The following is a 26,789-nucleotide window of genomic DNA, read 5'->3' as shown; positions in this document are numbered from 1 at the left end:
GCTCGATGAGCACCCGCCGCCAGGCGGGATCGTCCGCCACGCCGTAGTAACCGGAATGAATCTTGAGAGCCTGCTCGATGGTGAAGAAATTGTCGATGATGATTTCCTGGTGCATGACGCCGGTGAGCCGCCGCGTCAGGCGGTAGTCACGACGGTTGTCATGGCCGAAGATGTGGATCTCTCCGGCATCGGGACGGGTCACTCCGGCCACCATGTTGATGGTGGTGCTCTTGCCGGCGCCGTTGGGGCCGAGCAGGCCGAAGATCTCTCCCGGCGCGATGTCCAGGGACAGATCCCGCACCGCCGTGTCGGCGCCGTAGCTTTTGCGCACAGCGGAGATGGAGAGGGCGGGCTGCGCCATGGCAAAATCCCGAAAGAGCGGCGGCACCCCTCAGGCCGAGGCGTCGGAGGCGGGGGCCTCCTCGTCGGCGGTTTCCTCGGCGCGACGCTTGCCGGTGAAACGCACGATCCAGATGCTCAGCTCATAGAGAATGGCGAAGGGCAGGGCCAGAGCGGTTTGGGAGACGACATCGGGCGGGGTGAGCACCGCGCCCAGGACAAAGGCCAGCAGCAGGGCATACTTGCGGTTGCGGCGCATCCACTGGGCGTCGACCACCCCCATGCGTCCGAGGAAAAACATAACGATGGGCAGCTCGAAAACCAGGCCGAAGGCCAGCAACAGCTTGGTGGAAATGCTCAGGTAGGCGCCCATGGAGAGCATCGCCTCGATATCGCCCGCGGCCGTGCCGAATTTGATGAGAAAAGTAAAGATGTTGGGAAAGACATGGAAAAAGCCGAAGTAGGTGCCGCTCAGAAAACACAGGAAACTCGCCAGCACGAAGGGCACGGCGAAGCGCTTTTCGTGGGCGTAGAGCCCGGGGGCGACGAACATCCAGATCTGCCAGAGGATGACCGGCAGGGCCAGCAGCAGCCCGGCCACGGCGCCGACCTTGAGGTAGGTGAAAAAGGGCTCGGTGGCGGTGATGAAGACCAGCGAACTGCCCTCGGGCAGCGCCTGCTTGACCGGCGTGGCGATATAGGCGAAGATCCGTTCGGCAAAGCCGTAGCAGGCGAGAAAACCCACCAGCCAGGCGACCGCCGCGATGATCAGGCGCTTGCGCAGTTCCTCCAGGTGGGAGGTAAAGGGCAGCTCCTCGCCCACGGCGCCCTTATCCGTCATGACGGCGCTCCTGGTGAGGGTCGACGGCGGGTTCGGCGGGGTACTCCGCGGGGCGGGACGCGGCGACCGGGGATTCGACGGCGGGTTGCGCCGCTGCGTCCTCCGTCTCCGGCGCGGCGGCGCCGGGCGGCTTGATCTTGCCCTCGCGCAGCAGGCGCTCGCGGGTGTCGCTGACTTGGGACTCCACGTTGATGGAGTGCTTGAGATCGTCGGTGGCGCGGCGGAATTCGGCCAATCCCCGCCCCAGGGCACGGGCGATGTCGGGCAGCTTTTTCGGACCGATGACGATCAGGGCCACGGCGAGTATGAGCAAGAGCTCGGGCATGCCGATTCCGAACATGATTGGGCAACCTCACAGGGGGAAAAGGGGCGCACGGCGGCTTTCCGAGAGGCGAGAATAGCCCCAAAGCCCCGGGGTGTCAAGCCGGAAATCAACCATAAAGGTTTGACATATCAGGGTTTTTGCACTAGTATACCGCATCTTTTCTCTAGCATTGGACGGATCGTTTATGAATCAGGAAGAGATCAAGGATGAAATCCGCCGCCTCGCCCGCGAGCGCAACGCGCTGATTCTGGCGCACAATTATCAGCGCGACGAGATCCAGGAGATCGCCGATGTGACCGGCGACTCCCTCGCCCTGTCCATGGAGGCGGCCCGCACCGATCGCGCCGTGATCGTCTTCTGCGGCGTGCATTTCATGGCCGAGAGCGCGGCGATCCTCGCCCCCGACAAGATCGTGCTGCTGCCGCGTCCCGACGCCGGTTGCCCCATGGCCGACATGGTCACCGCCGAGGAGCTGCGCGCCATGAAGGCCCGCCATCCCGGGGCGGTGGTGGTCACCTACGTCAATTCGAGCGCCGCGGTCAAGGCCGAGAGCGACATCTGCTGCACCAGTTCCAACGCCATCAACGTGGTGCGCTCTCTCGACGCCGAGGAGGTGCTGCTGGTGCCCGACCGCAACCTCGGCGCCTACATCGCGCGGCACGTGGACAAGCGCTGCCATCTCTGGGAAGGCTACTGTCCCACCCACGACCGCCTCAAGGTCGCCGAGATCAAGCAGGCCCTGGCCGAAAATCCCGATGCCCTGTTCATGGCCCATCCGGAATGCACGCCGGAGATTCTCGAACTGGCCCACCACATCTGCTCGACGAGCGGCATGTATGACTTCGCCCGCACCAGTCCGGCGAAAAAATTCATCGTCGGCACCGAGATGGGCATTCTCTACCGGCTGCGCAAGGAAAATCCCGACAAGGACTTCATCCTGCCCAGCCCCAGCCTGATCTGCCCGAATATGAAGCTGACCTCCCTGGAATCGCTGCTGCGCGCCCTGCAGACCATGAGCCCGGAAATCACCGTGCCGCGCGATGTCCGCGAACGGGCCAAGCTGGCCCTCGACCGCATGCTCGCCGTGCCGCGGGACTGATCCCCCAAGACCCGATCCTGTCCAACCCAGGGGCGTGCCGCGGCACGCCCCATTTCTCTTGCAGCGCCATGGAAAGCACCCCCGAAACGACGGACATCGCCCACGCCACGGCCCACGCCCTCAGCCGCGAACTGCAGGCCGGCGCGCGCCATGTCGAAGCGCACGGACTCACCGGTTCGGCGGGCGCCTGGCTGCTCGCCGCCCAGCTGCGCGACGCCGCGCGCCCCCTGTTCATCCTCACCACCGACCAGAAAAGCGCCGAGCAACTGGCCGCGGACCTGGCCTTCTACTGGGGACGCCCCGAGGAGATCTGGCACTTCCCCCAGTGGGAGGTGTCGCCCTTCGAGCCCCTTTCGCCCCACCCTGAAGTGGAGGCGCGGCGCATCGCCACCCTCTTCGCCCTGCTTGAGGGGCGCGCCCGTGCGGTGGTGCTGCCGGTGCGCGCCGCCATGCAGCGCCTGATTCCCCGACCGATTCTCGCCGAGTTGAGCCTGCGCCTGGTCGCCGAGGAGGAATACGAGCGCAACGCGCTGCTCGCCCGCCTTGCCGAACTGGGCTACCAGGCCGTGCCCCTGTGCGAGGATCGCGGCACCTTCAGCGTGCGCGGCGATATCCTCGATCTCTTCCCGCCGACCCGCGAGGAGCCGGTGCGCATCGAGTTCTTCGGTGATTTCATCGAACGCATGCGCCCCTTCGACGCGGCCGACCAGCGCACCCGGCCCCTGGAGCTGCGCGAGTTGTCCGTACTGCCGGCGCGCGAGCTGGTCCTGACCGGCCGCCACTGGGAAACCTTCGCGCGCGCCTTCAAGGAGCGCTGCGACGCCCTCGACATCCCCCGGCCGCGCCGCGAGCAGATGCTTGAGGCGCTGCGCGAGGGCCTGCTGCCCCCGGGCAGCCATTTTCTGCTGCCCTTCAACTACCCGGGACTGGAAACCTTTTTCGATTATGCCGGCGAGGGCCGCTGGGTGCTGGTCGATCCGCCCGCGGTGGAACAGGAGGCCGACCTGTTTGCCGCCGAGGCCCTCACCGGGGCGGCGCGGGCCGCCGCCAAGGCCGATCCCTATCCCCCCTGCGAAGCGCTCTACCTCAGCGCCGCCGAGCTCGAAACCCAGTTGCGCGCCCGCTTGCGCCTGGATTTTTGCGGCGTCCAGCTCTACCGCCTGGAGGAAGACCGCCCCCGCTACCGCTTCACCGCCGCCGGCAACGGCGATCTGCGCGCCGCCCTGCGCCAGGACGGCGCCGGCCTCCAGCCGCTGGTCACCCGCCTTGACGAATGGCGCCGCCTGGGATGGAAGACGCTGCTGGTCTGCCACCAGCGCGGCCAGGCCGAGCGCCTGCGCGACTTGCTGGCACCCCACGGAGTCGACCTGCCCGTCGACGCGACGAGCGGATTCGCCGCCGCCCTCCCCGGCCGGCCCCTGGCGGTGCTCGGCGAACTCTCCGCCGGCCTGCGCCTGCCCGACGAGCGCCTGGCCGTGGTTACCGAGGAGGAGATCTTCGGCCCGCGCCGGCGCCGCCGCGGCCGCGCCGAAGCGCGCGCCCGCGCCATGCTCTCGACCCTCGCCGAGCTGCGCGAGGGCGACTTCATCGTGCACACCGATCACGGCATCGGCATTTATCGGGGCCTGCGCCATCTGGAGCTCGACCAGATGGAAGGCGATTTTCTGCATCTCGAATACGCCGGCGGCGACAAGCTCTACCTGCCCGTCGACCGCATCGAAAAGGTGCAGAAATACGTCGCCGCCGAGGGCCATGCGCCGCGCCTCGACAAGATGGGCGGCCAGGGCTGGGAAAAAGCCCGGCTGCGGGCGCGCGCCGCCGCCGAGGAACTGGCCCGCGAGCTGCTGCAGATCTACGCGCGCCGCGAGATGGCCGATGCCTTTCAGTTTTCGCCCCCCGACCGGCTCTACCGCGAGTTCGAGGCGGCCTTTCCCTATGAGGAAACCCCCGACCAGCAGCAGGCCATCGACGAGGTGCTCGCCGACATGGCGCAGGAGCGGCCCATGGATCGCATCGTCTGTGGCGACGTCGGCTACGGCAAGACCGAGGTGGCGATCCGCGCCGCCTTCAAGGCGGTGGAGGACGGCAAGCAGGTGGCGCTGCTGGTGCCCACCACGGTGCTCGCCCGCCAGCACTGGCAAACCTTTCGCGAGCGCCTCACCGATTACCCCCTGAGCGTCGAAATGGTGTCGCGCTTTCGCAGCCCCGCCGAGGTGCGCGAGGTACTCGAGCGCACCGCCGCCGGCAAGGTCGACATTCTCATCGGCACCCACCGCCTCATCCAACGCGACGTCAAATTCAAGGATCTCGGCCTGCTGATCATCGACGAGGAGCAGCGCTTCGGCGTCAGCCACAAGGAAAAGCTCAAGAAGATGCGCGCCGCCGTGGACGTGCTGACCCTCACCGCCACGCCCATCCCGCGCACCCTGCACATGAGCCTCGCCGGGCTGCGCGACCTCTCGGTGATCGACACCCCGCCGGTGGATCGGCTGGCGGTGCGCACCTACGTCACGCGCTTCGACGACGACGTGATCCGCGACGCCATCCTGCGCGAACTGCGGCGCGGCGGCCAGGTGTTCTTCGTCCACAACCGCGTGCAGAACATCGACGCCATGGCCGAGTTCATCCAGACCCTGGTGCCCGAGGCCAAGGTCGCGGTGGGCCACGGCCAGATGGGCGAAAAGCAGCTCGAGGAGGTGATGGTCGGCTTCATCGAGGGCAAAAGCGACGTGCTGGTGTGCAGCACCATCATCGAAAACGGCCTCGACATCCCGCGCGCCAACACCATCCTCATCAACCGCGCCGACTGCTTCGGCCTGGCCCAGCTCTATCAGCTGCGCGGCCGGGTGGGGCGCTCGCGCCACCGCGCCTACGCCTACCTGCTGATTCCCGGCGAGGCGACCCTGACCCGCGAGGCGCGCGAGCGGCTGCGCATCCTCCAGGAGCTCTCCGATCTCGGCGCCGGCTTTCGCATCGCCAGCCACGATCTCGAGTTGCGCGGCGCCGGCGATCTGCTCGGCGCCAACCAGTCGGGACAGATCGCCGCCATCGGTTTCGAGATGTACACCGAACTGCTCGAGGAAACCATCGCCGAGCTCAAGGGCCTTGAGCGCGAGGAACGGATCGACCCGGACATCCGCCTGGGCTTGAGCGCTTTTCTCCCGGAAAAGTACATGCCCGATCCCAACCAGCGCCTGGTGTTCTATAAAAAGCTCGCCGCCGCCGAGGATGATGAAATCCTCTACACCGTGGCCGATGAGTTGCGCGACCGCTTCGGCGAGTTGCCGCCCCCCGCGCAGTTGCTCCTCGAGGTGATGAAGCTGCGCGTGCTGATGAAGCGGCTGCGCGTGGAATCGGCCGAATACACCGGGCGCCACCTGCTGCTCGGCTTTCAGGCCGGCACGCCGGTGCCGCCGGAAAAAATCCTCGCCTGCCTGCACAAACCCGGCGGCAACTACCGCTTTACCCCCGATTATCGCCTGAGTATCGACCTCGGCCGCATGGCGCGGGACGAGGTTCTGGATGTCGCCAAAAAAGAATTGCAAGGGTTTTGCCAGCTATGATAGCGTGCCTTTTCATGCCTATGAACCAGGGGCCCCTTTCCCAAATTTCCCGGCTTTTCGCCCTGCTTGCCGCCCTCTCGCTTCTGGCGGGCGCCGCGGGTTGCCGCGACCGCTCCCCCGACGCCGCGGCGGCGCCCGTTCTGCTCCAGATCGACGGCCTCAGCATCACCCTCGACGAGTTCAACCGGCAGTTCGAGCAAACCCTGCCCCCCGATCACGCCCTCGGCCAGGACGAAAAGGACGAGCTCAAGCGCGCCTTTCTGCGCCAGGTCATCGATCGCGTGCTGACCCTGGCCGAGGCGCGCCGCCTGGGGCTGAGCGTCACGCCCGAGGAGGTCGAGGCGGCCCTGGCCGACTATCGTCGCGACTACCCCGACGACGAATTCGACCGACTGCTCCAGACCCAGGGCATAAGCCTCGCCCAGTGGCGCGCCGAGTTGGAAGAGCGCCTGCTCATGGAAAAGGTTCTGGCGGGCGCGATCCACGGGCGCATCCAGGTTTCCGACGACGAGATCGCCGCCTACTACCAGAGCCATCGGGACGAGTTCGACCGTCCCGCCCAGGTGCGCGCGCGCCAGATCGTCCTCGACAGCGAGGATCAGGGACGGGAGGTTCTCGCCCAGTTGCGCAGGGGCGCGTCCTTCACCGAGATGGCCGAGCTCTTCTCCCTGTCACCGGACGCCGAAAACGGCGGCGACCTGGGCTACTTCCCCCAGGGGGAAATGCCGCCCGAGTTCGATGAGGTGGTGTTCAACCTGCCCGTCGGCGAACTCAGCAATCTGGTGAAAAGCGATTACGGGTTCCATATCTTTCTGGTCGAGGACAAGCGCGAGACCCGCAGCCTCTCCCAGGCCGAGGCCGCCGCCGAAATCGAGGCGTTGCTGCGCCGCGCCAAGGAGGAGCAGGCCTACCAGGAATGGCTCATGGAGCTGGGAGCCAAGGCGCGCATCGACGTCAACTGGCAACTGCTCTAGCTAAAGACGCGCCCGCTTCCCGGCGCCACCCGGCATGACGGCTGTCCATGACCGGTCTTTTTCCTCTTGCGACGGATGATCCCCATGAAAATGATACTGCGACTGCTGCTTCTCACCCTGCTGCTGGGCGCCGCGCCGGCCGGCGCCGCCGAGGTGCTGAGCAAGATCGCCGCGGTGGTCAACGATGACATCATCACCACCTATCAGCTCGAAAAGGAACTCGCCACCCAGATGGCCGTCGAGGCTCGCGGCCGCAACCTGCCGGCCGCCGAGTACGCCGGCCTGCGCCGCGAAGTCCTCGATCGCCTCATCGAGGAGTCCCTGGTCATGCAGCGCGTGAGAAATCTCGGCCTGGCGGTGAGCGACGCGGAACTCGACGAGGCCATCGCCGACGTGCTGCGCCAGAATCAGATCAGCCGCGACCAACTGCAACAGGCGGTGAGCGCCCAGGGGCTGACCTTTGACGAGTACCGCGAGCGCCTGCGCCGGCAGATTCTGCGCTTCAAGCTCATCGGCCACGAGGTGCAGAGCAAGGTCGAGGTCAGCACCCAGGACGTGCGCGACTATTTCCGCGAGCATATCGAGGAATACCGCGGCGACCCCACGGTCACCCTCTCCTACCTGGTGTTCTCCATCCCTTCCGGCGCCACCCTGACCAACACCCAGGTGCAAGCCATCCGCGAGCGCGCCCGCGAGGCCCTGGCCCTGCTGCGCCAGGGGGAGGATTTCTACTCCACCCTGTTCATCTATTCCACCGATCCGGGCGTGGAGGGCGGCAACCTCGGCACCTTCACCGAGGAGGAACTGAGCAGTTCCTTCGCCCGCGCCATCGCCGGGCTGGAAGACGGGCAGATCACCGAGCTCATCGAAAATCCCGAGGGGTTCTACATCCTCAAGCTCGAATCGCGCAATCCCGGGCCCATCCGGCAGTTCGACACGGTCAAGGAAGACATCCGCCGGCAGTTGCTCGAGCAACAACGCGAGACGCGCTTTCGCGAGTGGAGCGCCGGGCTGAAAAAGGATGCCTTCATCGACATCCGCATCTAACAGGTTGCTGAAAAACTCGGTTTCCGCGCCTGATCAAAAATGTCCAGATGCAAGGCGGACGAAATCCTGAGGAAAAAGGCGTACCTGGAAGGCACGTCGTTGACGAGGGGTGAGGACAACGCCGCAGATGGGCGTTTTTCATCAGCCTGCCGAGGGATGGCCGGCGAGACCCGGCGGAGCCACATGACCCGACCCTTGCTCATCACCCAGGGCGATCCCACCGGAGTCGGCCCGGAAATCATCCTCAAGGCCCTGCTCGACGGGGCCTTCGCGGATCTGGAGCGCCCGCCGGTGGTCGCCGGCGACCTCGGCGTGCTGCAACGCGCCGCCGCGCTCTTCGGCCAGTCCTGCACCATCGCCGCCGGCGACGGCCTGGCGACTCACCGCCTGCGTGTGGGCGGGCGCGAACTGGGCGTCGCCGCCCTCTCGACCCTGGATGCCGCGCGCCTGCGCTACGGCGCGCCCGATGCCGCCTGCGGCCGCGCCATGCTCGCCTACATCGAATGGGCCTGCGCCCGCTGCCTGGCGGGCGAAGCCGCGGGGATGGTCACCGCGCCCATCAACAAGGCGGCGATTCACGCCGCCGGCTGTGATTTTCCCGGCCATACCGAACTGCTCGCGGCACGCTGCGGGGTTGATCAGGTGGTCATGATGCTGGCCGGCGCGCGCCTGCGGGTGGCGCTGGTCACCACCCACCTGGCCCTGCGCGAGGTGCCTCGCGTGCTCACCAGCGAAGCCATTCTGCGCACCCTGCGCATCACCCATGGCGACCTGCAACGCTTTTTCGGCCTGCCTCGCCCGCGTCTGGCGGTGCTCGCCCTCAATCCCCATGCCGGTGAACAGGGTCTGTTCGGCGATGAAGAGCAACGCCTTATCGCCCCGGCCATCGCCGCCGCGCAAGCCGAAGGTATCGCCGCCGACGGGCCGCACAGCGCCGACACGCTTTTTCACTTCGCCGTGCAGGGCAGCCATGACGCGGTGATCTGCATGTACCACGACCAGGGCCTGATTCCCTTGAAGCTCTTGCACTTCGAGGATGCCGTCAATCTCACCCTGGGTTTGCCCATCGTGCGCACCTCCGTCGACCACGGCACCGCCTACGACCTTGCCGGCAGCGGCCGCGCCAGTTACGCCAGCCTGGCCGCCGCCGTGCGCCTGGCCGCGCGGATGGCGGAGTGCCGGACATGAGCGGCCCCCGATTCGGCACCGACGGCTGGCGGGGCATCATCGCCCGCGACTTCACCTTCGCCCGGGTCGCCGAGGTCACGCGCGCGATCCTGAGCTATCTCGACGAGCAGGGGCTGGCCGAGCAGGGCCTGGTGGTGGGTTACGATCGGCGCTTTCAGTCCCGAGCGTTTGCCCGCGAAGTGGCGGATACCGGCGCGGCGCGCGGCTTCGACGTCTGGCTGACGGATCAGTTCCTGCCCAGCCCGGCGATCTCCTGGGCGGTGCGGGACAAACACGCCGCCGCCGGCATCATCGTCACCGCCTCGCACAACCCGCCCCAGTACAGCGGCCTCAAACTCAAGGAGCAGTTCGGCGGCAGCGCGCGCCCAGCGGTGACGGCCCGCATCGAAGGCCTGCTCCGGCGGCCCGCCGCAACCCCGGTCGCGCGCCCGCAAGGCCAGATCCGTCTCTTCGATGGCCTGAGCGCCTACCGCCGGCATCTCGCCCAGTGCTTCGCCCCTGCCACCCTGCGTCGCGCGCGGCAGAAGGTGGCCATCGACGTCATGCACGGCGCCGCCGCCGGCATTCTCGCCCCCCTGCTCACGGATCTAGGCTTTTGCGCCCTAGAACTGCGCGGCGACGAAAATCCCGCCTTCGACGGCCATGCCCCCAACCCCAGTGCCGAGCATCTCGGCCTGCTCGGCGGCCTTATCCAGCGCGGCGAGGCGACCCTCGGCCTGGCCGTCGACGGCGACGGCGACCGGCTCGCCGCCATCGACGAAACCGGCGCCTACTGCGGCCCGCAGGTGCTCTTTCCCCTGCTGTTGCGCTATCTGGTCGAAGGACGCGGCGGGCGCGGCCGGGTAGTCAAATCCGTCTCCACCACGCACCTGATCGATCGCATCTGCCGCGCCCACGACCTGCCCCTGAGCGAGACCGCCATCGGCTTCAAGCATGCCTGCCAGGCGATTCTCGATGACGACGTGCTCATGGCCGGCGAAGAAAGCGGCGCGCCGGGCATCCCCCGCCATCTGCCCGACCGCGACGCGCAGCTCGCCGCGCTGCTGCTGCTGGAAGCCCTGGGTGCGGCGGGCTCTACGCTGAGCGCCCTGCGCGAGGATCTGCAAGCCCGCTTCGGTCCCCTGCACTACCGCCAGAGCAGCCTGAGGCTGCCCGTCATGCACTGCGCGGACATGCACCGGCGCATCGCCGCCCTGAGCCCGCAACGGCTGTGCGGCCGCGAGGTGCTCGCCACCAATCGCAGCGACGGCGTCAAGTGGCTGCTTGCGGGAGACGCCTGGCTGCTGCTGCGCGTCTCGGGCACCGAACCCTTGGCGCGCCTTTACGCCGAGGCCCCCGAGGCCGCCCTGGCCGAGGAGTTGCTCGCCTGCGGCGAAAAGCTGCTCGGGGAGCCGAGTGATTCTTGAAGAAATGCCCTTTTGGTGGGGATTTTAGCTGGCGCATGTCCGCCATTGGCGTATAATCCTGAAGGAGGGGGCATGCGCATCATCGAAACACCGACCTTCACCCGCCAAATCTCGGCTCTCTTGCCGGACGACGATTATCGGTTGGTGCAGGCGCACTTGGCGGCCAATCCTCAGGTCGGCGAAGTCATACCTGGCGGAGGCGGAATCCGCAAGTTTCGGTTCGCCCGCCCCGGCATGGGAAAACGCGGCGGCGGGCGGCTGATCTATTACTGGCAAAACGACGTCGGGGTTATTTTCATGCTGCTGGCCTATGCCAAGGGGCGACAGGAAAACCTTACCGGCGAGCAACTGGCCGAACTGCGATCTCTGGCCAAGGAGTTGAACCATGAAGCCAAGCATCTTCGATGAACTCAAGCAGAGCATGAAGGAGGCGGTACAAATCGCCCGCGGGGAATCCGCGCCATCGCGTACGTTCACCGCCGCGGCGCCCGACGTCAAGGCGATCCGCGAACGCACCGGCCTGTCGCAGATGGAATTTGCCCGCCTGCTGCGCGTCAACGTCAAGACGTTGCAAAACTGGGAACAGCACCGGCGCACCCCAACCGGTGCCGCCGCCGCCCTGTTGACGGTTTTCGAGCGCGAGCCGGAGGCGGCGCTGCGCGCTTTGCACCGGCGCGCGGCCTGAGGGATCGACAAGAGTCGACGGGCCGGCCCTCCTCGACACAAACCTCATGACCAAATACATCCAGATTCGCGGCGCCCGCGAGCACAACCTCAAGAACCTCGACGTCGACATCCCCCGTGAACAGCTGGTGGTCATCACCGGGGTCTCGGGTTCGGGCAAGTCGACCCTGGCCTTCGACACACTCTACGCCGAGGGGCAGCGGCGCTACGTCGAGAGCCTTTCCGCCTACGCCCGCCAGTTCCTTGAGCAGATGCAGAAGCCCGATGTCGAGAGCATCGACGGGCTGTCCCCGGCCATCGCCATCGAGCAGAAGACCACCTCGAAAAACCCGCGCTCCACGGTGGGCACGGTCACGGAAATTTACGACTACCTGCGCCTGCTCTTTGCCCGCGCCGGTACCGCGCACTGCCTGGGCTGCGGCCGCGAGATCGCCGCCCAGACCGTGCAGCAGATGGTCGATCAGATTCTCGCCTGGCCGGAGAAGACCCGCCTGCTGCTCCTGGCGCCCATGGTGCGGGGACGCAAGGGCGAATACCGCAAGGAACTCAAGCAGCTGCTCGCCGAGGGCTTCGTGCGCATCCGCATTGATGGCGAAATGCATGAGCTGAGCGAGGTGCCGGCCCTCGACAAGAACAAGCCCCATACCCTGGAAGTGGTCGTCGATCGCCTGGTGGTCAAGGAGGGCATCGCCACGCGCCTCGCCGATTCCCTGGAAACCGCGCTGAAGCTGGCCGACGGCCTGGCGCGGGTGGAGATCGTCGGGGGGGTGGCGGAACCCGAGGGGGCGCAGCATGCCGCGTTCCTACACTCGCCGGTGCTGTTCTCGGCGCGCCATGCCTGCATCGAGTGCGGCCTGTCCCTGCCGGAAATCACGCCGCGCATGTTTTCCTTCAACAATCCCCAGGGGGCCTGCGCGGAATGCGCCGGGTTGGGCACGCGCACCTATTTCGACCCGGAGCTGGTGGTGCCCAATCCCGAGCTGTCCTTGCGCGAGGGCGCCATCGTGCCCTGGGAAAGCCGCGGCGGCGTCTACTATCAGCAGTTGCTCGAAGCCCTCGCCGAGCACTTCTCCTTCTCCGTCAGCACACCCTTCGCCCAACTCCCCGCCAAACTGCGCCAGGTGCTGCTGCACGGCTCGGGCACGGAGCCGGTGCGTTTTTTCTTCGATCAGGGGGGACGTCGCCACTTCTACGAAAAGCCCTTTGAGGGCGTCATCCCGCATCTGCAACGCCGCTACCAGGAAACCGACGCCGAAGGGACGCGTGAAACCCTGGAGCGCTTCATGAACCGCATGCCCTGCCCGAGCTGCGGAGGTGCGCGCCTGCGCCCCGAGGCCCTGTGCGTGACCCTGGGCGGCAAGAACATCCACGAGGTCTGCGCCCTCTCCATCACGGCGGCGCTGGACTTTTTCACGGCCCTGGAACTGCCGCCGCAGAAAGCCGAGATCGCCCGCCGGGTGCTCAAGGAAATCCGTGAGCGGCTGGCCTTTCTCGCCCATGTCGGCCTTGCGTACCTGAGCCTGGAACGAGGCGCTGCGACCCTCTCGGGCGGCGAAGGCCAGCGCATCCGCCTCGCCACGCAAATCGGCGCGGCCTTGAGCGGGGTGCTCTACATCCTCGATGAACCGAGCATCGGCCTGCACCAGCGCGACAACCGGCGCCTGCTCGATACCCTGAAGAAACTGCGCGACCTGGGCAATACGGTGCTGGTCGTCGAGCACGACGAAGAGACCATCCGCGAGGCCGACTACGTCCTCGACCTGGGGCCGGGGGCCGGGGTTCACGGCGGCGAAATCGTCGCCGCGGGCCGCCCCGCGGACCTGCTCGCCAACCCCGCCTCCCTCACCGGTCGCTACCTGGCCGGCGACCTGAGCATCCCCCTGCCCGCCGCGCGCCGCACCGGCGAGCGCTACCTCGTCATCAAGGGCGCCTGCGAGAACAACCTGCGCGACATCGACGTGCGCATTCCCCTCGGGGTCTTCACCTGCGTCACCGGCGTGTCGGGCTCGGGCAAGTCCACCCTGATCATCGACACCCTGTTTCGCGCCCTGGGGCAGCGACTGAACCGCAGCAAGGAAAAAGCCGGCAAGGTGCGGGATTTGAGCGGCCTGGAACATCTCGACAAGGTCATCGACATCGACCAGGCGCCCATCGGCCGCACCCCGCGCAGCAACCCCGCCACCTATACCGGGCTGTTAAACGACATCCGCGAGCTCTTCGCCCAACTGCCCGAGGCCAAGGTGCGCGGCTACAAGGCCGGGCGCTTTTCCTTCAACGTCAAGGGCGGACGCTGCGAGGCCTGCCAGGGCGACGGCATCCTCAAGATCGAGATGCACTTTCTGCCCGACGTCTACGTCACCTGCGAGGTCTGCCGCGGCGCGCGCTACAACCGCGAGACCCTGGAGATCCGCTACAAGGGCAAGAACATCGCCGAGGTTCTCGACCTGACGGTGAACCAGGCGGCCGCCTTTCTCGAAAACATCCCGCGCCTGCGCGCCAAGCTCGACACCCTGCGCGAGGTCGGCCTGGGCTACCTCAAGCTCGGGCAGAGCGCCACCACTCTCTCCGGCGGCGAGGCGCAGCGCGTCAAACTCGCCAAGGAGCTCAGCCGCCGCGCCACCGGCCGCACCATCTACATCCTCGACGAACCTACCACGGGGCTGCATTTCGCCGACATCCAGAAGCTGCTCGACGTGCTGCAGCGCCTTGTCGATGCCGGCAACACGGTGCTGGTCATCGAGCACAACCTCGACGTCATCAAGAGCGCCGATTTTCTCATCGACCTGGGCCCCGAGGGCGGCGACCAAGGCGGCGAACTGGTCGCCTGCGGCACCCCCGAGGAGGTGGCGCGCGTCAGCCGCTCCCACACCGGCCGCTACCTGCGGCCCTACCTACAGCTCTAAGCGCGCCCTGTGGCACGAGCAACACACGACCTGTCAACCAGTGTGGCGAATTCACCAGCCCCTGGGCCTGAGTTGTCCAAATTTTGTCAGGGTTCGCCTGCCAATCGAGCAAGTCATGGTTTCTCCGCAACTTTTCTTTTTCCCGTGCAACTCCCTAAAATCTCAAACTCGCGGCCTGGCGGCGCAGCCCCAGGCCACAAGTTTTTTTCCGACCTCCCGCGAAAAGGCACGATTCATGCTTTCTAAGGAAGTCCCGGCCGGCGTCAACCGGTCGCTTCCTGTCCTTCCCTCGGTTTACTCTCAAGGTATGAGGTTCGGCATGTTCAAGAAAGTGGTCGCGATCCTGCTTCTGGCTCTGTTCACCTCGGCCTGCGCCAAGCAACAGGCGCTGTTCATCTCCGAACCGGCAGGCGCCACCGTTTACGTCGACGGACGGGAAATCGGCGTGACGCCCTGCACCCTCAACTACAGCCTGAGCGCCGGGCAGCGCCTGGACGTGACCCTGGAAAAGGCCGGCTTCGAGGACATCAACTATCAGGTGAAGGCCGATGAGGTGGACGCCCGGGAGCGGAGCAAGTGGCTGGCGGCGGGGGTGGTGTGGAGCCCGCTGTGGCTGGGCACGCTGTTCACCAAGAAACTCAAGGATTCCTACGAAATCGTCATGAAGGAAGAAGCCGCGACCCTCACCGCCGTCAGCGAGACCGTCGATCTGCCGCGCCTCTGAGACAATTTCGCTTCTTTTGGAGCCACAAGGCAGACCCAGCGGGGTCTGCCTTTTTTCGTCAGAGGGGAATCACCTGGTGGATCTGGCGGGAATTGACCACGTAGTGGGCATGGCCGGCATCCAGGGGAAAAAACACCGGCGCGACGTTAAGAAAATCCTTGATGCGGCACTTGTCCTCGGGCATCTCCAAACTAACCGATCCCTCCAGGGTCTCGCCGCCGAAGAAGAACAGACGCGCGCCCACCCGGGCGCCGAGGGGAGGCGGCTCCACATAGTCCTCCGGCACATGGCGCACATGGCTGATGGCCGCGCGGTTGATCAGGCGAAAGGTGCCGTCGCGATCACGGAAGGGCAGAAACGGCTCCATTTCCCGCAACAGTTCCAGCAGAGTCTGGGCGCCGCTGTGGCCATAGGCAAAAGCGCTGACGAACACCACCCCTTCCAGCACCAGACCGTCCACCAAAAACAGGACGACCTCCCGTTCGATCTTCTCCAGGCGATATTCGCTCATGACGCTTCTCCCATCCTGCTGAATTCACTAAGTCGTTGCCCTTGAAATCGATTCTAAGGGCTGGCGCCTACCCTGGCAAGTCCAGATAAAGGCGTAAAGAACCCTGGCGGCCTGTTTTTTTACATCCGACGCGTTATACTTGGCAGCGGTCCACGGATTTCCACCCTCCCAGGGAGACGCCGGTGACGCCCAGCCTCGAAGAATTCATCACCCTGCTCAACCGCGATCTGCGCCTGGAATACATGGCGGTCATCCAATATACCCAGCATTTCGGCATGCTTAATCCGCGCGCCGCCGCCCTCGGCGAGCAACTGCAGAACCTGGCCGGCGACGAGTTGGCCCATGCCCTGATCCTAGCCGAGCAGATCCGCCTGCTCGGCGGGCGTCCCGATGTCCACACCCCTCGCGCCCGCACCAGCGACGACCCGCTCACCCTGCTCGGCCAGGATCGGCGCGGCGAGCAGGACGCCATCGCCCGCTACCAGAGCCGCATCTTCCAGGCGGAAGCCCTCGGCCTGGATTCCCTCGCCCAGATTCTGCGCCACATTCTCGCCATCGAGGAGCGCCACCTCGAACTGCTCGACAGCCTGATCAGCAGCTAGATTCATGAGGTCTCCGCGACCAAGACGCCGGGAGCTGTCTCCCAACACGGCCCTGATTGTCTATTACCTGGCGGCGATCGCCCTCGGCACCGCCCTGCTGACGCTTCCCGCGGCATCAAGCCACGCGCCCCTGTCCTTCATCGACGCGCTCTTCACCGCGACCTCGGCCCAATGCGTCACCGGCTTGGTGGTGGTCGACACCGGCAGCGACCTGTCCCTTTTCGGCCAATTGGTTGTTCTGGTCCTCATCCAGATCGGCGGCCTCGGCGTGATGACCTTCTCCGTGCTGCTCTTTTTTTACCTGCGCAAGGGGGTCAGTCTGCGCGGTCGCTGGATCATCCATGAAACCCTTATGCATACCCCCGTTGCCTCCATGGGCGAGTTGGTGCGTACCATCCTCCTTTTCGCCCTGCTCATCGAGGGAGCGGGCGCTCTGTTGCTGGCCCTGGCCTTCATCCCCGAAATGGGCTGGACGCGGGGCGCCTATCATGCCTTGTTCCATGCGGTGTCGGCGTTCTGCAACGCCGGCTTCGCCCTGTTTCCCAACAGCCTGGAGAATTATCGCGGCCACCCCCTGGTCAATCTGACGATCATGGCACTGATTATTCTCGGCGGTATCGGCTTTCTCGTCATTCGGGAAATTTTCGGTTGCGCCCGCGCCGCCGAACGCAAGCGCCTGTCCCTGCACAGCCGCCTGGTGCTGTGGACCAGCGCCGCGTTGATCCTGGGCGGCGCCGCCATGATTTTTCTTCTGGAACGATCCCTCTCCCTGCAAGGGCGCCCCCTCGGCGAAAGCCTGTGGATTGCCCTGTTCCAGTCCGTCACCACCCGCACCGCAGGGTTCAACACCGTGGATCTCGGCCTGTTCGGCACGCCGACCCTGTTTCTCATGCTTTTTCTCATGTTTATCGGCGCCTCGCCGGGCTCGTGCGGGGGAGGCATCAAAACCACCAGCCTGGCGGTGTTCGTCGCCCTCATCGTCAGCCGCCTGCGCGGCTCGCCCCATACGACGGCCTTTCACCGCACCATTCCCGAGGAACACGCGACCAAGGCCCTGTCCCTGGCCATGCTCGCGCTGGTGCTGCTCGGCACGGCGATTTTCCTGCTCCTGGCGGTGCAACTTCCCGGGCAAGCCTTCACGGATAGCCACGGCGAATTCCTGCTTTATGTCTTCGAAGCGGTGTCGGCCTTTGCCACCGTGGGACTGTCCCTCGGTGGGACGGCGCAGTTGGGCGATGCCGGCAAACTGGTCATCATCGTCCTCATGTTCGTCGGCCGCGTCGGCCTGCTGACGGTCGCCTTCGCCATCGTGCGACGGCTCCGAAGCAACGCGCCGCGCTACGGCGAGGAAAACATCATGATCGGCTGAAAAGGACAAGGAAAATGGCACGCAAACGCTATGGCGTCATCGGTCTCGGCAATTTCGGCTACCATGTGGCAAGAACCCTCTATCGCAACGGCCACGACGTCGTCGCCGTGGATATCAGCCGGGAGAAAGTCAATCGCATTCAGGAGCATTGCACCTTTGCCCTGGTGGCCGACGCCGCCGATCGCGAGTTCCTGCACCGCCAGGGCTTCGCCGAGATGGACGCGGTCGTGATTTCCACCGGCGAGCGCTCCGATCTGGCGACCCTCGTCACCCTCTATCTCAAGGAACTCAAGGTGCGCAACATCCTGGTCAAGGCGGTCAACGCCGACCATGGCCGCATCCTGGAAAAGGTCGGGGCCGGCGAGGTCATTTTTCCCGAAAAGGAGATGGCCGAAAAAATCGCCCGCAACCTCTCCATGCCCAACATTCTCGAATATCTTCCCCTGGGCGAAGGGTATTCCATCACCGAGGTGGCGCCCCCCGCGGGCTTCAACGGGAAAACCCTGGCGCAACTCGACCTGCGCCGCCGCTACCAGGTCACCATCATCGGCATCAAGGATGTCCTCACCGATCATTTCACCCTCTCGCCGCCCGCGGACCATGTCATCAAGGACAGCGACCTGCTGGTCTTCGTCGGCCGCTCCCAGGACATTGAGCGCGCCCTGGGCTAGAGACCGCCGCCTGATCCCGATTGACAAGGACGCCTTGATCGCTACAATGGACGAGTTGCCGGACGCCCGCGCGGCGGATACCGGAAAAATTTCACAGGAAGGATGCCCATCCATGGCTGATCTTGCCGGAAGCAAAACCGAGAAGAACCTCAAGGAAGCCTTTGCCGGAGAATCCCAGGCCAACCGCAAGTACCTGGCCTTCGCCAAGAAAGCCGATCTTGACGGCTTTCCCCAGGTCGCCAAGCTGTTCCGCGCCGCCGCAGCCGCCGAAACCGTGCACGCCCATGCGCATCTGCGCGCCCTCAAGGGCATCGGCGCCACCGGCGACAACCTGCGCGAGGCCATCAGCGGCGAAACCCACGAGTTCATGGACATGTACCCGCAGATGATCGTCGAGGCCGAGCAGGAGGGCTTCACCGAGGCCCTGCGCAGCTTCAAGTTCGCCAACGTCGTGGAGAAAGTCCACGCCGGCCTCTACCAGAAGGCCCTCGACAACCTAGGCAAGAATACCGACGTCGACTACTATGTCTGCCAGGTCTGCGGCCATACCCTCGAAGGCGAGCCCAGCGGCCCCTGCGAGGTCTGCGGCGCTGGCAAGAACGCCTTCCACAAGATCGACTGATTCCCCAACCGCAGCACATCCCGAACCGGGTCCCGGTGGGACCCGGTTTTTTTTTCGGGTCCGGGTTCCCCACGGGGCGGCATGCCTGAGCCAAGGTTTTTACCCAGCGAGGTGTTCATCATGGACAAGTGTCCCGTCTGCAAAGAACTCAAGAAAGGCAAATACTGGTGCAGCGGCTGCAAGGCGATTTTCGTCTGCCCCAATCCCAGCTGCGAAACCAAGATCAGCAGCCGTGAAATCGACGCCTGCCCGCGCTGCGGCCTGATCTTTCTCGACTATATCGACAAGCGCAAGATGTACCGCATCTGCCCCAAGTGCAAGAAGCGCCAGGGGCTGGCGGAAATTCAGTGCAAGCACTGCAAGTACTTCTTCCAGTGCCCCACCTGCGGGCACCGAGTGCCCTCGACCAGCATGCTCACCTGCCCACGCTGCGCCACCAGCCTGCGCCGCTGAAAAAAAGCTGTAGACGCCGGCGAAACCTTTGGTATTATTGAAAAACTTTATTTTCCCGCTCTAACCCTTCGGAGAACCACTCGACGGCACCGGGTCTGCCCATTGAGGCCCGGTGCCCTTTCGTGCCACAGGGGGCCCAGTGCTGATCACTCTTTTCTGGCTCGCTCTGACCGCCGTCGGAGTCTTCAGCGCCGGACACGCCCTGCTCAACAAGCTCGATCCGCGCGCCGCCCTGGGCTGGATCGTCGCCTGCCTCGCCGTGCCCGGCTTCGGGCCCCTCGTCTACTGGGTATTCGGCGTCAACCGCATCCGCATTCGCGCCCGCGACTGGCAAAGCCGCGGCGAAGGCCTGCCCTGGGTCGATCCGGAAGTCTGTTCCTGGTCGGCGGATTTTTCCGCCAACGTGCCTTTTCGTCAGGAAAACTTCTCGGCGCTCCTCAGCCTTTCCGATCATGTCACGCGCCGTCCGCTGATCCCCGGCAATCGCCTCGAGGTGCTGCACAACGGCGAGCAGGCCTATCCGCGCATGCTCGCCGCCATCCGCGACGCGCGCGAAACCATCCATCTGGCCACCTACATTTTCGACTCCAATCAGACCGGCCGTGATTTCATCGCCGCCCTGGCCGAGGCCGCCGAGCGCGGGGTCGAGGTCCGGGTGCTGGTCGACGCCCTCGGCGAGCACTATTCCTTCCCCACCGCCCGGCGCCTGCTGCGCGGCACCAAGGTGCGCGTGGCGCAGTTCCTGCCGCCCTCCCTGCCGGGCCACGGCATTTATTTCAACCTGCGCAATCACCGCAAGCTGCTCGTCGTCGACGACGTTCTCGGCTTTACCGGCGGCATGAACATCGGCGACCGGCACCTCGCCGCCCGCGCCGACAATCCGCAGCGCGTCATCGACATTCATTTCCAGGTGCAAGGGCCCGCCGTCGCCCATCTTCAGGAAGCCTTCATGGAGGACTGGGGCTTCTGCACCAAGGAACGCCTGATGATGAACCGCCTGCCCCAACCCCTGGAGGACGGCGACGCCTTCTGCCGCGGCATCAGCTCCGGCCCCAACGAGGACTACGAAAAACTCCACTGGATCATCGTCGGCGCCCTCAACAGCGCGCGCAAGCGCATCTGCATCATGACGCCCTACTTCATTCCCAACCGCGCCCTGATCTCGGCCATCAACGCCGCCGGTCTGCGCGGGGTGCGGGTCGATCTCCTGTTGCCGAGCAAGAACAACCTGCCCTTCGTCGCCTGGGCCTCGGAGGCCTATTTCTGGGAGCTGGTGCGCTACGGCATCAACATCCATCTCCTGCCGCCGCCCTTCGTGCACAGCAAGCTGCTGCTGGTCGACGACGAGTTCGCCCTCATCGGCTCGGCCAACATCGACCCGCGCAGCATCCGCCTCAACTTCGAATTCAACCTCGAAGTCTACAGCCGCTCCCTCGTCGCCGAACTCACGGCCCACTGCGACGAAAACATCTTGCGCGCCCACCAACTCACCCTCGCCGAAATCGACGGCCGCAGCCTGCCGCGGCGCCTCTACACCTGCTTCTTCAAGCTGTTTTCGCCGTATCTGTGAACCAGGCATCAGCGCCCGGGCCAGGAGGACACTTTGTCCCAATCCCCCATGCCTAAGGCGCTGATGACAAAAAACCGGGCCACTTCGATTGAAATGGCCCGGCTAGCGTTCTGGCGGAATGCGAAAAAGGGATCAGAACGCGAAAGTCAGCAAGGCACCGGCGGAAAGATCGCTCTTGTATTTCGCTTCGAGCTCAAAGGAGACGTTTTCAAACCGCAATGCCAAGCCGGCGAAAATGCCAATAATCTTATCCTCATCGGTCTTGTCCTCAAAATTCCCGCCCAAGGCCAGATCCCCCGCCTCCACGAGAACGTTCGCTACGGCGTCCGCGCCGGAGCCATAGAGCATGGGGCCAAAATAGACCAGGCTGTCCTTGTTGAGACGCGCATGAATCGGGAAGGCCAACTCGGCCTCCCAATACTTTTCCAGGGTCAGATTGAGCCTGGCTCGGGCATTGAGATCCGTATCGACCAGGGTGATGCTGTCCTTGAAGGAATCGATGTAGAGGCCCTGGAGCACGCCGCCCCAGCCAAAAACCTCGCCCTGGTAGAACATCCCCTTGATGCCAACCCCAAACATCGGCTCGGTGTCGCTCTTGAACTTGTAGTTGCGGCCGTCGAAATTGCCCAGGTCAACCTCCAGGGATGCCAGGCCGACACGGAGAAAGACCTCATAATTCGGGGTACTCTCATCACCAAAGACCGCCCCAAAATGCCCGTAGACCCGGTGCCCCTCGAAATCCGCGTCCTCCCATTCCGCCTGATGAAAGGCATACCCGATGCCGAAATTCGGGCTGGCCATTTTTCCCGGCAGGTTTTTGACCGGAACCCCCGGCCCGATGTTCTGGGCCCAGCACAGCCCCGGCAACAACAAGAATCCAAGCAAGAACCCCACCATCTTCTTCATATCATCCGCTCCTTGAAATATCGCCTTTTGCAGGCAGCCAATGGGCGCAGAATCCTGCACGCCCGTCAATCCCCCTCATAGAAAAATGACCCTTCGCTTGCAAAAAATTCCTTGAACGCTTCCTCCCCGGTTGCCGTTCCGGCCCTCAATCAAACAAACTCCGCCCCTCGCCCGCCCGGTAGCGCACCTGGTCGAGATTTTCGCGGGCGCGGACGTAATATACGGGGTTGGATTCCAGGGCGCGGTTAAGGGCCAGTTCGGCATCCTTGAAAAAGCCCTGCACCATGAGCAGGTAGCCGAGATTGTTATAGGCCGCGGCCTTGCCCAGGGATTGCTCGAAGAGTTGCAGGGCGCGCCGCGCGTCGCCGTGCAGGGCATAGGCCAGGGCCAGGTTGTTCATGAGCCGGCGGTTGTCCGGCGCGAGGCTCAGCCCCTGCTCCAGAACCCGCACGGCTTCCGGATATTTCTCCTGCAGCAGCAGGTTGAAGCCGAGATTGTTGTAGGCGCCGGCGACGCGCGGCGTCAGGGTGATGACCTGCCGGTAGTAGGCCTCGGCCTCGGCATCCTGGCCGAGACCTTCGCAGGCCTGGGCCATCTCCGTGAGCAGCAGGGGATTGTCCGGCTGAAGCGCGCTGCCGCGCCGCAGGTGAGTCAAGGCCTCCTCGTAGCTACCCTCATGGCGAAAGACGGTGCCCAGGGCCAACAGGGCCGGCACGTGCTCGGCATCCTTTTCCAGAACCTTGGCGAAGGCGGCTTTGGCGGCGGCAAGCTGGCCTTCGCGAAAACTGGTATGGCCCAAGCCCAGGTAGGCATCGATCAACTCGGGATCCTTGGCCACCGCCATGGAAAAATGCAGCTTGGCGATGGGCAGGCTGCCCTGCCGCAGAGCCGTCGCGCCGCGCTCCAAGTGCGTCGCGGCCGGCAGATTGCGTAGGCGCTCGGCGCTCTCGGCATCTTCGGCGCCCTCGGCGGCACCGACAAGTTCCGGGTTGTCCGTCGAGAGCGGCAAGGGCCGCGTGTTCACGGTGGAGGCGCAGCCCGCCGCCCCCAGCCAAAAAACCAGCAGAACCAGCCAGGATCGTCTCATCATCGTTTTTCCCCTGCCCCTAGCCCCCGCCGCTCAAGGACGGCAGCAGCACCCGATAGATGCGGATGAACGCCGGCCCGCCGATGACGATCATGAGGGCCGGAAAAATGAAGAAAATGAGCGGAAACACCAATTTCACCGAGACCTTGGCGGCTTTCTCCTCGGCCAGCTGGCGGCGCTTGACGCGCATGGCGTCGGCATGCACGCGCAGCGCCTTGGCCATGCTCGTGCCGAAGCGACTCGACTGCACCAGAATGGTCATCAGGTTGTTGACCTCCTGAACGCCGGTCCGCGTGCCCATGGCGCGAAAACTCTCGCTGCGCGCCTTGCCGGCGCGGATTTCGCTGGTGGTCAGGTAAAACTCGTCGCTCAGGGCCTTGCTCAGGGGGCGCACTTCCTCGCCCACCCGTTTGAAGGTCATATCCAACCCCAGGCCTGATTCGACGCAGACCACCATCAGGTCCAGGGCATCCGGCAGGGCGCGGGCGATCTCCTGCTTGCGCCGCCCGGCAAGAAATCCCACGACCAGGGACGGCAGGAAAAACCCGATGGCCGAGATGCCCAGCCCGGCGATGAGGGCGGGCGCCGACAGCTTGTAGAAAAAGGCGGTGAACAAAAATCCCAGGGGAAAGAGGATCAGGCAGACAAAGCGCACCACCATGTAGGTGCGATAGGCCGTTTTCGAGCGGAACCCGGCCTGGATCAGCAGCAGGCGATCCTTCTTCTGCTCGCCCTCCTCCTGGGGTGCCACCGCCTTGTAGATGGGCTCGCTGATCTTTTTGACCAGGGTCGAGCCTTCCTCGTCCTTGAGCAGCACGCCGCGGCCGCCGCCCGCCGCCTGGGTGGCGGGAACGAACTTGCTCATGCGGGCGCGCAGGGGATCGCGCTGCAGAACCAGCAGGACCAGGCCACCGACCATCAGGGCCACGGCCAGAAACACCATGCCCATCAGCACCAGGTAGGTCGCGTCGCCGAACAATCGGTAGATTTCGTTGAGAACCGCAGCCATGAGCAACTCCTAGATTTCCACATCCACCATGCGCCGCATGACGAAAAAGCCGGCCACCTGCGCGGCCAGGGCGCCCATTGTGAGAGACTTGCCGACGGGATCGGTCCACAGGAGGGAAAGATAGTCGTAATTGACCATGTAGATGTAGGCAAACATGGCGATGGGCATGAAAAAGAGGATCGCCGCCGACAGCCGTCCCTCGGCGGTGAGGGCCTTGAGCTGGCGGCCGAACTGCAGGCGCTCGCGGATCAGCCGGCTCAGGTTGTCGAAGTTTTCGGCGATGTTGCCCCCCGTTTCCTTGTGCACCATCACCGTGATGGCGAAGTAGCGCAGCTCCGTGAGCGGCATGCGCGCGCACATGTTGTTGAGGGCATCCTCCAGGGGAATGCCGAACTTGACCTCGTCCACCGCCTCGGCGAATTCGCCCTTGATGGGATCGTCCATCTCGCTCACCACGATTTCCATGGCCGAGGAGATGGCATGGCCGGTGCGCACCGCGCGTGCCATGAGATCCAGGCAGTCGGGCAATTGCTCGAAGAAGCGGCCGCGCACTTTGCTTTCGGCCACTTTCAGCAGCAGATAGGGAATCGCCGCCAGGGCGCTGCCCAGCAGCACCGCGGCCAGGGCATGGGGCAGGAATTTGGCCCCGACGAGAAAACCGCCGGCGCCCAGGGACAGGCTGAGCAGGACAAAGGTCGAGGCATTCAACGAGGATCGCGACCCGACCAGCAGACGATCAAGACTGGCGGAGCGCGGCAGCTGATAGAAGAGCCGCGCCAGGGGATTGACGTCGCGCAGGGTCTTTTCCTTGTACAGCTCGAAGCGCTGCTCGCCGTGACGGCCGCCGGCCGAAATGTTGAGCAGGCGCCGCTTGATCACCTGGCGTTGGGAAAACTGGCTGTCGGCCCACAGCAGATAGAGGTGGCCGATCAGTGAGGCGACGAAAACAAACACCGTCAGCAGCAAAAGCAGGGTCAGCAGGTCCATGACAGCAGGCCCTTTCTCAGTCGCGCGCGGTGAACAGCTCTTCCGGCAGGTCGATGCCCGCCAGCTCGAGCTTTTCCGCGAACTTGGGGCGAATGCCCGTCGGCTGAAAACGGCCAATCACCCGCCCGCGTTCGTCGATGCCGCGCTTGTCGAAAACAAAGATGTCCTGGAGCGTCACCATCTGCCCCTCCATGCCCACCACCTCGGTGATGGACTTGACCCGCCGCGTGCCGTCGGTGAAGCGCGAGATCTGAACGACGATATCCAGCGCCGAGGAGATCATGAAGCGCATGGCCTGCTCGGGCAGGTTGAAGCCGGTGGTGAGAATCATCGACTCCAGACGGGTCAGGGAATCGCGCGGGCTGTTGGCGTGAACGGTGCTGAGCGACCCCTCGTGGCCGGTGTTCATCGCCTGGAGCATGTCGAAGGCCTCGGGGCCGCGCACCTCGCCCACGACGATGCGGTCCGGGCGCATGCGCAGGCTGTTGCGCACCAGGTCGCGCTGGTGGATCATGCCCGTGCCCTCGATGCTCGCCGGCCGCGTCTCCAGGCGCACCACATGGGGCTGCTGGAGTTGCAGCTCGGCCGAGTCCTCGATGGTGATGATGCGCTCGTTGTCGGGGATGAAGCTCGACAGAATGTTGAGCAGGGTGGTCTTGCCGGCGCCGGTGCCCCCCGAGATCAGGACGTTGAGCTTGGCCTTGACGCAGCCTTCGAGCAACTGGACGATCTCCGCCGTGAGGGACTGGTTGCGCACCAGATCCTCGGCCTTGAGCGGCTGCACCGCGAAGCGGCGGATGGAGAGCATCGGCCCGTCGATGGCCAGGGGCGGGATGATGGCGTTGACGCGCGAACCGTCGGGCAGGCGCGCGTCGACCATGGGCGAGGACTCATCGATGCGCCGTCCCACCCGCGAGACGATGCGGTCGATGATGTTCATCAGATGCGCGTTGTCGCGAAAGCGCAGGGAGGTCTTTTCCAGCAGGCCGAAGCGCTCGACGAAAATCTCGCGGTAGGTGTTGCACAGGATGTCCGACACCGTGGGATCCTTAAGCAGCGGCTCCAGCGGCCCCAGGCCCTTGAGCTCGTCGAGGATTTCGGTCGCCAGGTCGTTTTTCTCCTGCTCGTTGAACACCACCTTTTCGCGCAGCAGCAGGCGCTGCACGATGTCGTTGATCTCCGGCGCGATCTCCTCCTTGTCCAGGGACTCCAGGGCCGTCAGATTGATTTCATCCACCAGTTGGCCGTGAATGCGGTGCTTGAGCTCGTAGAACGACTCGTCCCGCTCCGGCGCGGCGAGGGCCCCGGGCTGAGGGATTTCCACCTCATCGAACAGGTCGCCGGCCAAAGCCGCCTTTTTGTTGCGTGCGAACAGTTCCCTCAGCGCCACGCGTCACCTCCCTCAGATGGCTTTGCCCAAAAATCCCTTGGCGCCTCGGTAATGCGGCTGGCCGGCGGGATTTTGCAGCTTGTCGATGAATTCCAGGATGTTTTTCGCGAAGGGCGAGCCCGGCTTGCTCTTGACCAGGGGGATGCCGGCATTGATGGAGCCGATGACGTCCTCGAAGTCATTGGGGAAAAGCCAGAAAACCGTTTTTTTCAGGATGCTTTCCACATCCTGCAGGGGCGTGCCCCCCTTGGTGAAGCGGTTGACCAGGATTTCCACCTTGTCCGGCGCGATGCGCAGCTTCTGCATGAGTTGATTAAGGCGCGCCGCGTTGCGCACCGCCGGGACCGAGAGGTCGGTGAGAATGAAGATGCGGTCCGAGGCCTGAAACGCCTCCAGGGAACACTCGTCGATGAGCATTGAGGTGCAGTCGACCACCACATGGTCGTAGAGGCTCTTGGCCAGGTGCAGCACCTTTTTGACCTGGGTGCCGTGTACCGAGCCGCTGTCCTCGGGCTCGCG

General features: G+C 64.8%; 26 protein-coding genes. 16 read left to right on the top strand and 10 right to left on the bottom strand.

Annotation, left to right across the window (positions count from 1 at the left end):
- The 3 genes from QAT43_RS04795 to QAT43_RS14825 all read right to left on the bottom strand — a co-directional run.
- Positions 1-361: ATP-binding cassette domain-containing protein (locus QAT43_RS04795; RefSeq protein ID WP_305041906.1), on the bottom strand; the 361-nt coding region annotated here is incomplete at its 3' end.
- Between the two features lie 30 nt (positions 362-391).
- Positions 392-1,180: a twin-arginine translocase subunit TatC gene (gene tatC, locus QAT43_RS04790; protein WP_305041905.1), complete on the bottom strand. Its 789-nt coding sequence runs from the start codon at positions 1,178-1,180 to the stop codon at positions 392-394.
- Positions 1,170-1,520 (bottom strand): twin-arginine translocase TatA/TatE family subunit, encoded by a 351-nt coding sequence (locus QAT43_RS14825; RefSeq protein ID WP_305041904.1) that lies wholly within the window; start codon positions 1,518-1,520, stop codon positions 1,170-1,172. Before QAT43_RS14825 ends, tatC begins: the two co-directional genes overlap by 11 nt.
- Before the next feature lie 169 nt (positions 1,521-1,689).
- Here QAT43_RS14825 and nadA point away from each other — a divergent pair, with 169 nt between their 5' ends.
- The 10 genes from nadA to QAT43_RS04735 all read left to right on the top strand — a co-directional run bounded on the left by nadA (position 1,690) and on the right by QAT43_RS04735 (position 15,093).
- Positions 1,690-2,604: a quinolinate synthase NadA gene (nadA, locus tag QAT43_RS04780; RefSeq protein WP_305041903.1), complete on the top strand. Its 915-nt coding sequence runs from the start codon at positions 1,690-1,692 to the stop codon at positions 2,602-2,604.
- A 68-nt stretch (positions 2,605-2,672) separates the two neighbouring features.
- Positions 2,673-6,167, top strand: coding sequence for a transcription-repair coupling factor (gene mfd / locus QAT43_RS04775; protein ID WP_305041902.1), 3,495 nt, complete (start codon positions 2,673-2,675; stop codon positions 6,165-6,167).
- Positions 6,168-6,181: 14 nt separating this feature from the next.
- On the top strand, positions 6,182-7,141 hold the full coding sequence (locus QAT43_RS04770; protein WP_305041901.1) for a peptidylprolyl isomerase: 960 nt from the start codon (positions 6,182-6,184) through the stop codon (positions 7,139-7,141).
- A gap of 84 nt (positions 7,142-7,225) precedes the next feature.
- The gene (locus QAT43_RS04765) at positions 7,226-8,188 is read left to right on the top strand and encodes a SurA N-terminal domain-containing protein (RefSeq protein ID WP_305041900.1); all 963 of its coding nucleotides are present in this window, start codon (positions 7,226-7,228) and stop codon (positions 8,186-8,188) included.
- A 183-nt stretch (positions 8,189-8,371) separates the two neighbouring features.
- Positions 8,372-9,376: a 4-hydroxythreonine-4-phosphate dehydrogenase PdxA gene (pdxA, locus tag QAT43_RS04760; protein WP_305041899.1), complete on the top strand. Its 1,005-nt coding sequence runs from the start codon at positions 8,372-8,374 to the stop codon at positions 9,374-9,376.
- The gene (locus tag QAT43_RS04755; RefSeq protein ID WP_305041898.1) at positions 9,373-10,782 is read left to right on the top strand and encodes a phosphoglucomutase/phosphomannomutase family protein; all 1,410 of its coding nucleotides are present in this window, start codon (positions 9,373-9,375) and stop codon (positions 10,780-10,782) included. The genes pdxA and QAT43_RS04755 overlap by 4 nt, the downstream gene beginning before the upstream one ends.
- Positions 10,783-10,854: 72 nt before the next feature.
- The gene (locus QAT43_RS04750; RefSeq protein ID WP_305041897.1) at positions 10,855-11,190 is read left to right on the top strand and encodes a type II toxin-antitoxin system RelE/ParE family toxin; all 336 of its coding nucleotides are present in this window, start codon (positions 10,855-10,857) and stop codon (positions 11,188-11,190) included.
- Complete coding sequence (gene nadS, locus QAT43_RS04745; RefSeq protein ID WP_305041896.1) at positions 11,168-11,467, top strand: NadS family protein; 300 nt, start codon at positions 11,168-11,170, stop codon at positions 11,465-11,467. The genes QAT43_RS04750 and nadS overlap by 23 nt, the downstream gene beginning before the upstream one ends.
- Before the next feature lie 46 nt (positions 11,468-11,513).
- Entirely contained in the window at positions 11,514-14,369 is a 2,856-nt protein-coding gene (gene uvrA / locus QAT43_RS04740; protein ID WP_305041895.1) for an excinuclease ABC subunit UvrA, read from the top strand.
- Between the two features lie 319 nt (positions 14,370-14,688).
- Positions 14,689-15,093, top strand: coding sequence for a PEGA domain-containing protein (locus QAT43_RS04735; RefSeq protein WP_305041894.1), 405 nt, complete (start codon positions 14,689-14,691; stop codon positions 15,091-15,093).
- Between the two features lie 58 nt (positions 15,094-15,151).
- Here the strand turns inward: QAT43_RS04735 and QAT43_RS04730 are convergent, their stop codons facing one another.
- A complete protein-coding gene (locus QAT43_RS04730; protein ID WP_305041893.1) occupies positions 15,152-15,604 on the bottom strand; it encodes a hypothetical protein in 453 nt (150 codons plus the stop codon).
- 182 nt (positions 15,605-15,786) lie between these two features.
- Between QAT43_RS04730 and QAT43_RS04725 the strand changes: the two genes are divergently transcribed.
- The 6 genes from QAT43_RS04725 to cls all read left to right on the top strand — a co-directional run bounded on the left by QAT43_RS04725 (position 15,787) and on the right by cls (position 20,891).
- Positions 15,787-16,206, top strand: a complete 420-nt coding sequence (locus QAT43_RS04725) for a ferritin-like domain-containing protein (RefSeq protein WP_305041892.1) — start codon at positions 15,787-15,789, stop codon at positions 16,204-16,206.
- Between the two features lie 4 nt (positions 16,207-16,210).
- Positions 16,211-17,575: a TrkH family potassium uptake protein gene (locus QAT43_RS04720; RefSeq protein ID WP_305041891.1), complete on the top strand. Its 1,365-nt coding sequence runs from the start codon at positions 16,211-16,213 to the stop codon at positions 17,573-17,575.
- 14 nt (positions 17,576-17,589) lie between these two features.
- Positions 17,590-18,246 (top strand): potassium channel family protein, encoded by a 657-nt coding sequence (locus tag QAT43_RS04715; RefSeq protein WP_305041890.1) that lies wholly within the window; start codon positions 17,590-17,592, stop codon positions 18,244-18,246.
- Between the two features lie 112 nt (positions 18,247-18,358).
- Complete coding sequence (locus QAT43_RS04710; protein ID WP_305041889.1) at positions 18,359-18,868, top strand: rubrerythrin family protein; 510 nt, start codon at positions 18,359-18,361, stop codon at positions 18,866-18,868.
- Between the two features lie 120 nt (positions 18,869-18,988).
- Positions 18,989-19,321: a hypothetical protein gene (locus tag QAT43_RS04705; RefSeq protein WP_305041888.1), complete on the top strand. Its 333-nt coding sequence runs from the start codon at positions 18,989-18,991 to the stop codon at positions 19,319-19,321.
- Positions 19,322-19,460: 139 nt separating this feature from the next.
- On the top strand, positions 19,461-20,891 hold the full coding sequence (gene cls, locus QAT43_RS04700; protein ID WP_305041887.1) for a cardiolipin synthase: 1,431 nt from the start codon (positions 19,461-19,463) through the stop codon (positions 20,889-20,891).
- Between the two features lie 132 nt (positions 20,892-21,023).
- On the opposite strand, the gene QAT43_RS04695 is transcribed toward cls, so the two are convergent.
- The 6 genes from QAT43_RS04695 to QAT43_RS04670 form a co-directional block, all read right to left on the bottom strand.
- Positions 21,024-21,857 (bottom strand): hypothetical protein, encoded by an 834-nt coding sequence (locus tag QAT43_RS04695; protein ID WP_305041886.1) that lies wholly within the window; start codon positions 21,855-21,857, stop codon positions 21,024-21,026.
- Positions 21,858-21,942: 85 nt separating this feature from the next.
- The gene (locus tag QAT43_RS04690) at positions 21,943-22,887 is read right to left on the bottom strand and encodes a tetratricopeptide repeat protein (RefSeq protein WP_305041885.1); all 945 of its coding nucleotides are present in this window, start codon (positions 22,885-22,887) and stop codon (positions 21,943-21,945) included.
- Between the two features lie 16 nt (positions 22,888-22,903).
- Positions 22,904-23,893 carry a type II secretion system F family protein gene (locus tag QAT43_RS04685; RefSeq protein WP_305041884.1) on the bottom strand — a complete coding sequence of 330 codons (990 nt, stop codon included), beginning with the start codon at positions 23,891-23,893 and terminating at the stop codon, positions 22,904-22,906.
- Between the two features lie 9 nt (positions 23,894-23,902).
- Positions 23,903-24,880, bottom strand: a complete 978-nt coding sequence (locus tag QAT43_RS04680) for a type II secretion system F family protein (RefSeq protein ID WP_305041883.1) — start codon at positions 24,878-24,880, stop codon at positions 23,903-23,905.
- Between the two features lie 16 nt (positions 24,881-24,896).
- Entirely contained in the window at positions 24,897-26,270 is a 1,374-nt protein-coding gene (locus tag QAT43_RS04675) for a CpaF family protein (RefSeq protein ID WP_305041882.1), read from the bottom strand.
- A 12-nt stretch (positions 26,271-26,282) separates the two neighbouring features.
- A partial coding sequence (locus tag QAT43_RS04670) for an AAA family ATPase (protein ID WP_305041881.1) occupies positions 26,283-26,789 on the bottom strand: 507 nt, incomplete at its 5' end.

It is taken from the genome of Geoalkalibacter sp. (genome assembly GCF_030604225.1).
Taxonomy (GTDB): domain Bacteria; phylum Desulfobacterota; class Desulfuromonadia; order Desulfuromonadales; family Geoalkalibacteraceae; genus Geoalkalibacter.
The sequence above is the reverse complement of the archived record's forward strand: the minus strand, read 5'-3'. Positions and strand labels throughout refer to the sequence as shown.

What these genes read in the sequence shown, in the direction of transcription:
- tatC (WP_305041905.1), bottom strand. Translation starts at nt 1,180, where the DNA reads ATGACGGATAAGGGCGCCGTGGGCGAGGAGCTGCCCTTTACCTCCCAC.
- QAT43_RS14825 (WP_305041904.1), bottom strand. Translation starts at nt 1,520, where the DNA reads ATGTTCGGAATCGGCATGCCCGAGCTCTTGCTCATACTCGCCGTGGCC.
- nadA (WP_305041903.1), top strand. Translation starts at nt 1,690, where the DNA reads ATGAATCAGGAAGAGATCAAGGATGAAATCCGCCGCCTCGCCCGCGAG.
- mfd (WP_305041902.1), top strand. Translation starts at nt 2,673, where the DNA reads ATGGAAAGCACCCCCGAAACGACGGACATCGCCCACGCCACGGCCCAC.
- QAT43_RS04770 (WP_305041901.1), top strand. Translation starts at nt 6,182, where the DNA reads ATGCCTATGAACCAGGGGCCCCTTTCCCAAATTTCCCGGCTTTTCGCC.
- QAT43_RS04765 (WP_305041900.1), top strand. Translation starts at nt 7,226, where the DNA reads ATGAAAATGATACTGCGACTGCTGCTTCTCACCCTGCTGCTGGGCGCC.
- pdxA (WP_305041899.1), top strand. Translation starts at nt 8,372, where the DNA reads ATGACCCGACCCTTGCTCATCACCCAGGGCGATCCCACCGGAGTCGGC.
- QAT43_RS04755 (WP_305041898.1), top strand. Translation starts at nt 9,373, where the DNA reads ATGAGCGGCCCCCGATTCGGCACCGACGGCTGGCGGGGCATCATCGCC.
- QAT43_RS04750 (WP_305041897.1), top strand. Translation starts at nt 10,855, where the DNA reads ATGCGCATCATCGAAACACCGACCTTCACCCGCCAAATCTCGGCTCTC.
- nadS (WP_305041896.1), top strand. Translation starts at nt 11,168, where the DNA reads ATGAAGCCAAGCATCTTCGATGAACTCAAGCAGAGCATGAAGGAGGCG.
- uvrA (WP_305041895.1), top strand. Translation starts at nt 11,514, where the DNA reads ATGACCAAATACATCCAGATTCGCGGCGCCCGCGAGCACAACCTCAAG.
- QAT43_RS04735 (WP_305041894.1), top strand. Translation starts at nt 14,689, where the DNA reads ATGTTCAAGAAAGTGGTCGCGATCCTGCTTCTGGCTCTGTTCACCTCG.
- QAT43_RS04730 (WP_305041893.1), bottom strand. Translation starts at nt 15,604, where the DNA reads ATGAGCGAATATCGCCTGGAGAAGATCGAACGGGAGGTCGTCCTGTTT.
- QAT43_RS04720 (WP_305041891.1), top strand. Translation starts at nt 16,211, where the DNA reads ATGAGGTCTCCGCGACCAAGACGCCGGGAGCTGTCTCCCAACACGGCC.
- QAT43_RS04715 (WP_305041890.1), top strand. Translation starts at nt 17,590, where the DNA reads ATGGCACGCAAACGCTATGGCGTCATCGGTCTCGGCAATTTCGGCTAC.
- QAT43_RS04710 (WP_305041889.1), top strand. Translation starts at nt 18,359, where the DNA reads ATGGCTGATCTTGCCGGAAGCAAAACCGAGAAGAACCTCAAGGAAGCC.
- QAT43_RS04705 (WP_305041888.1), top strand. Translation starts at nt 18,989, where the DNA reads ATGGACAAGTGTCCCGTCTGCAAAGAACTCAAGAAAGGCAAATACTGG.
- QAT43_RS04690 (WP_305041885.1), bottom strand. Translation starts at nt 22,887, where the DNA reads ATGATGAGACGATCCTGGCTGGTTCTGCTGGTTTTTTGGCTGGGGGCG.
- QAT43_RS04685 (WP_305041884.1), bottom strand. Translation starts at nt 23,893, where the DNA reads ATGGCTGCGGTTCTCAACGAAATCTACCGATTGTTCGGCGACGCGACC.
- QAT43_RS04680 (WP_305041883.1), bottom strand. Translation starts at nt 24,880, where the DNA reads ATGGACCTGCTGACCCTGCTTTTGCTGCTGACGGTGTTTGTTTTCGTC.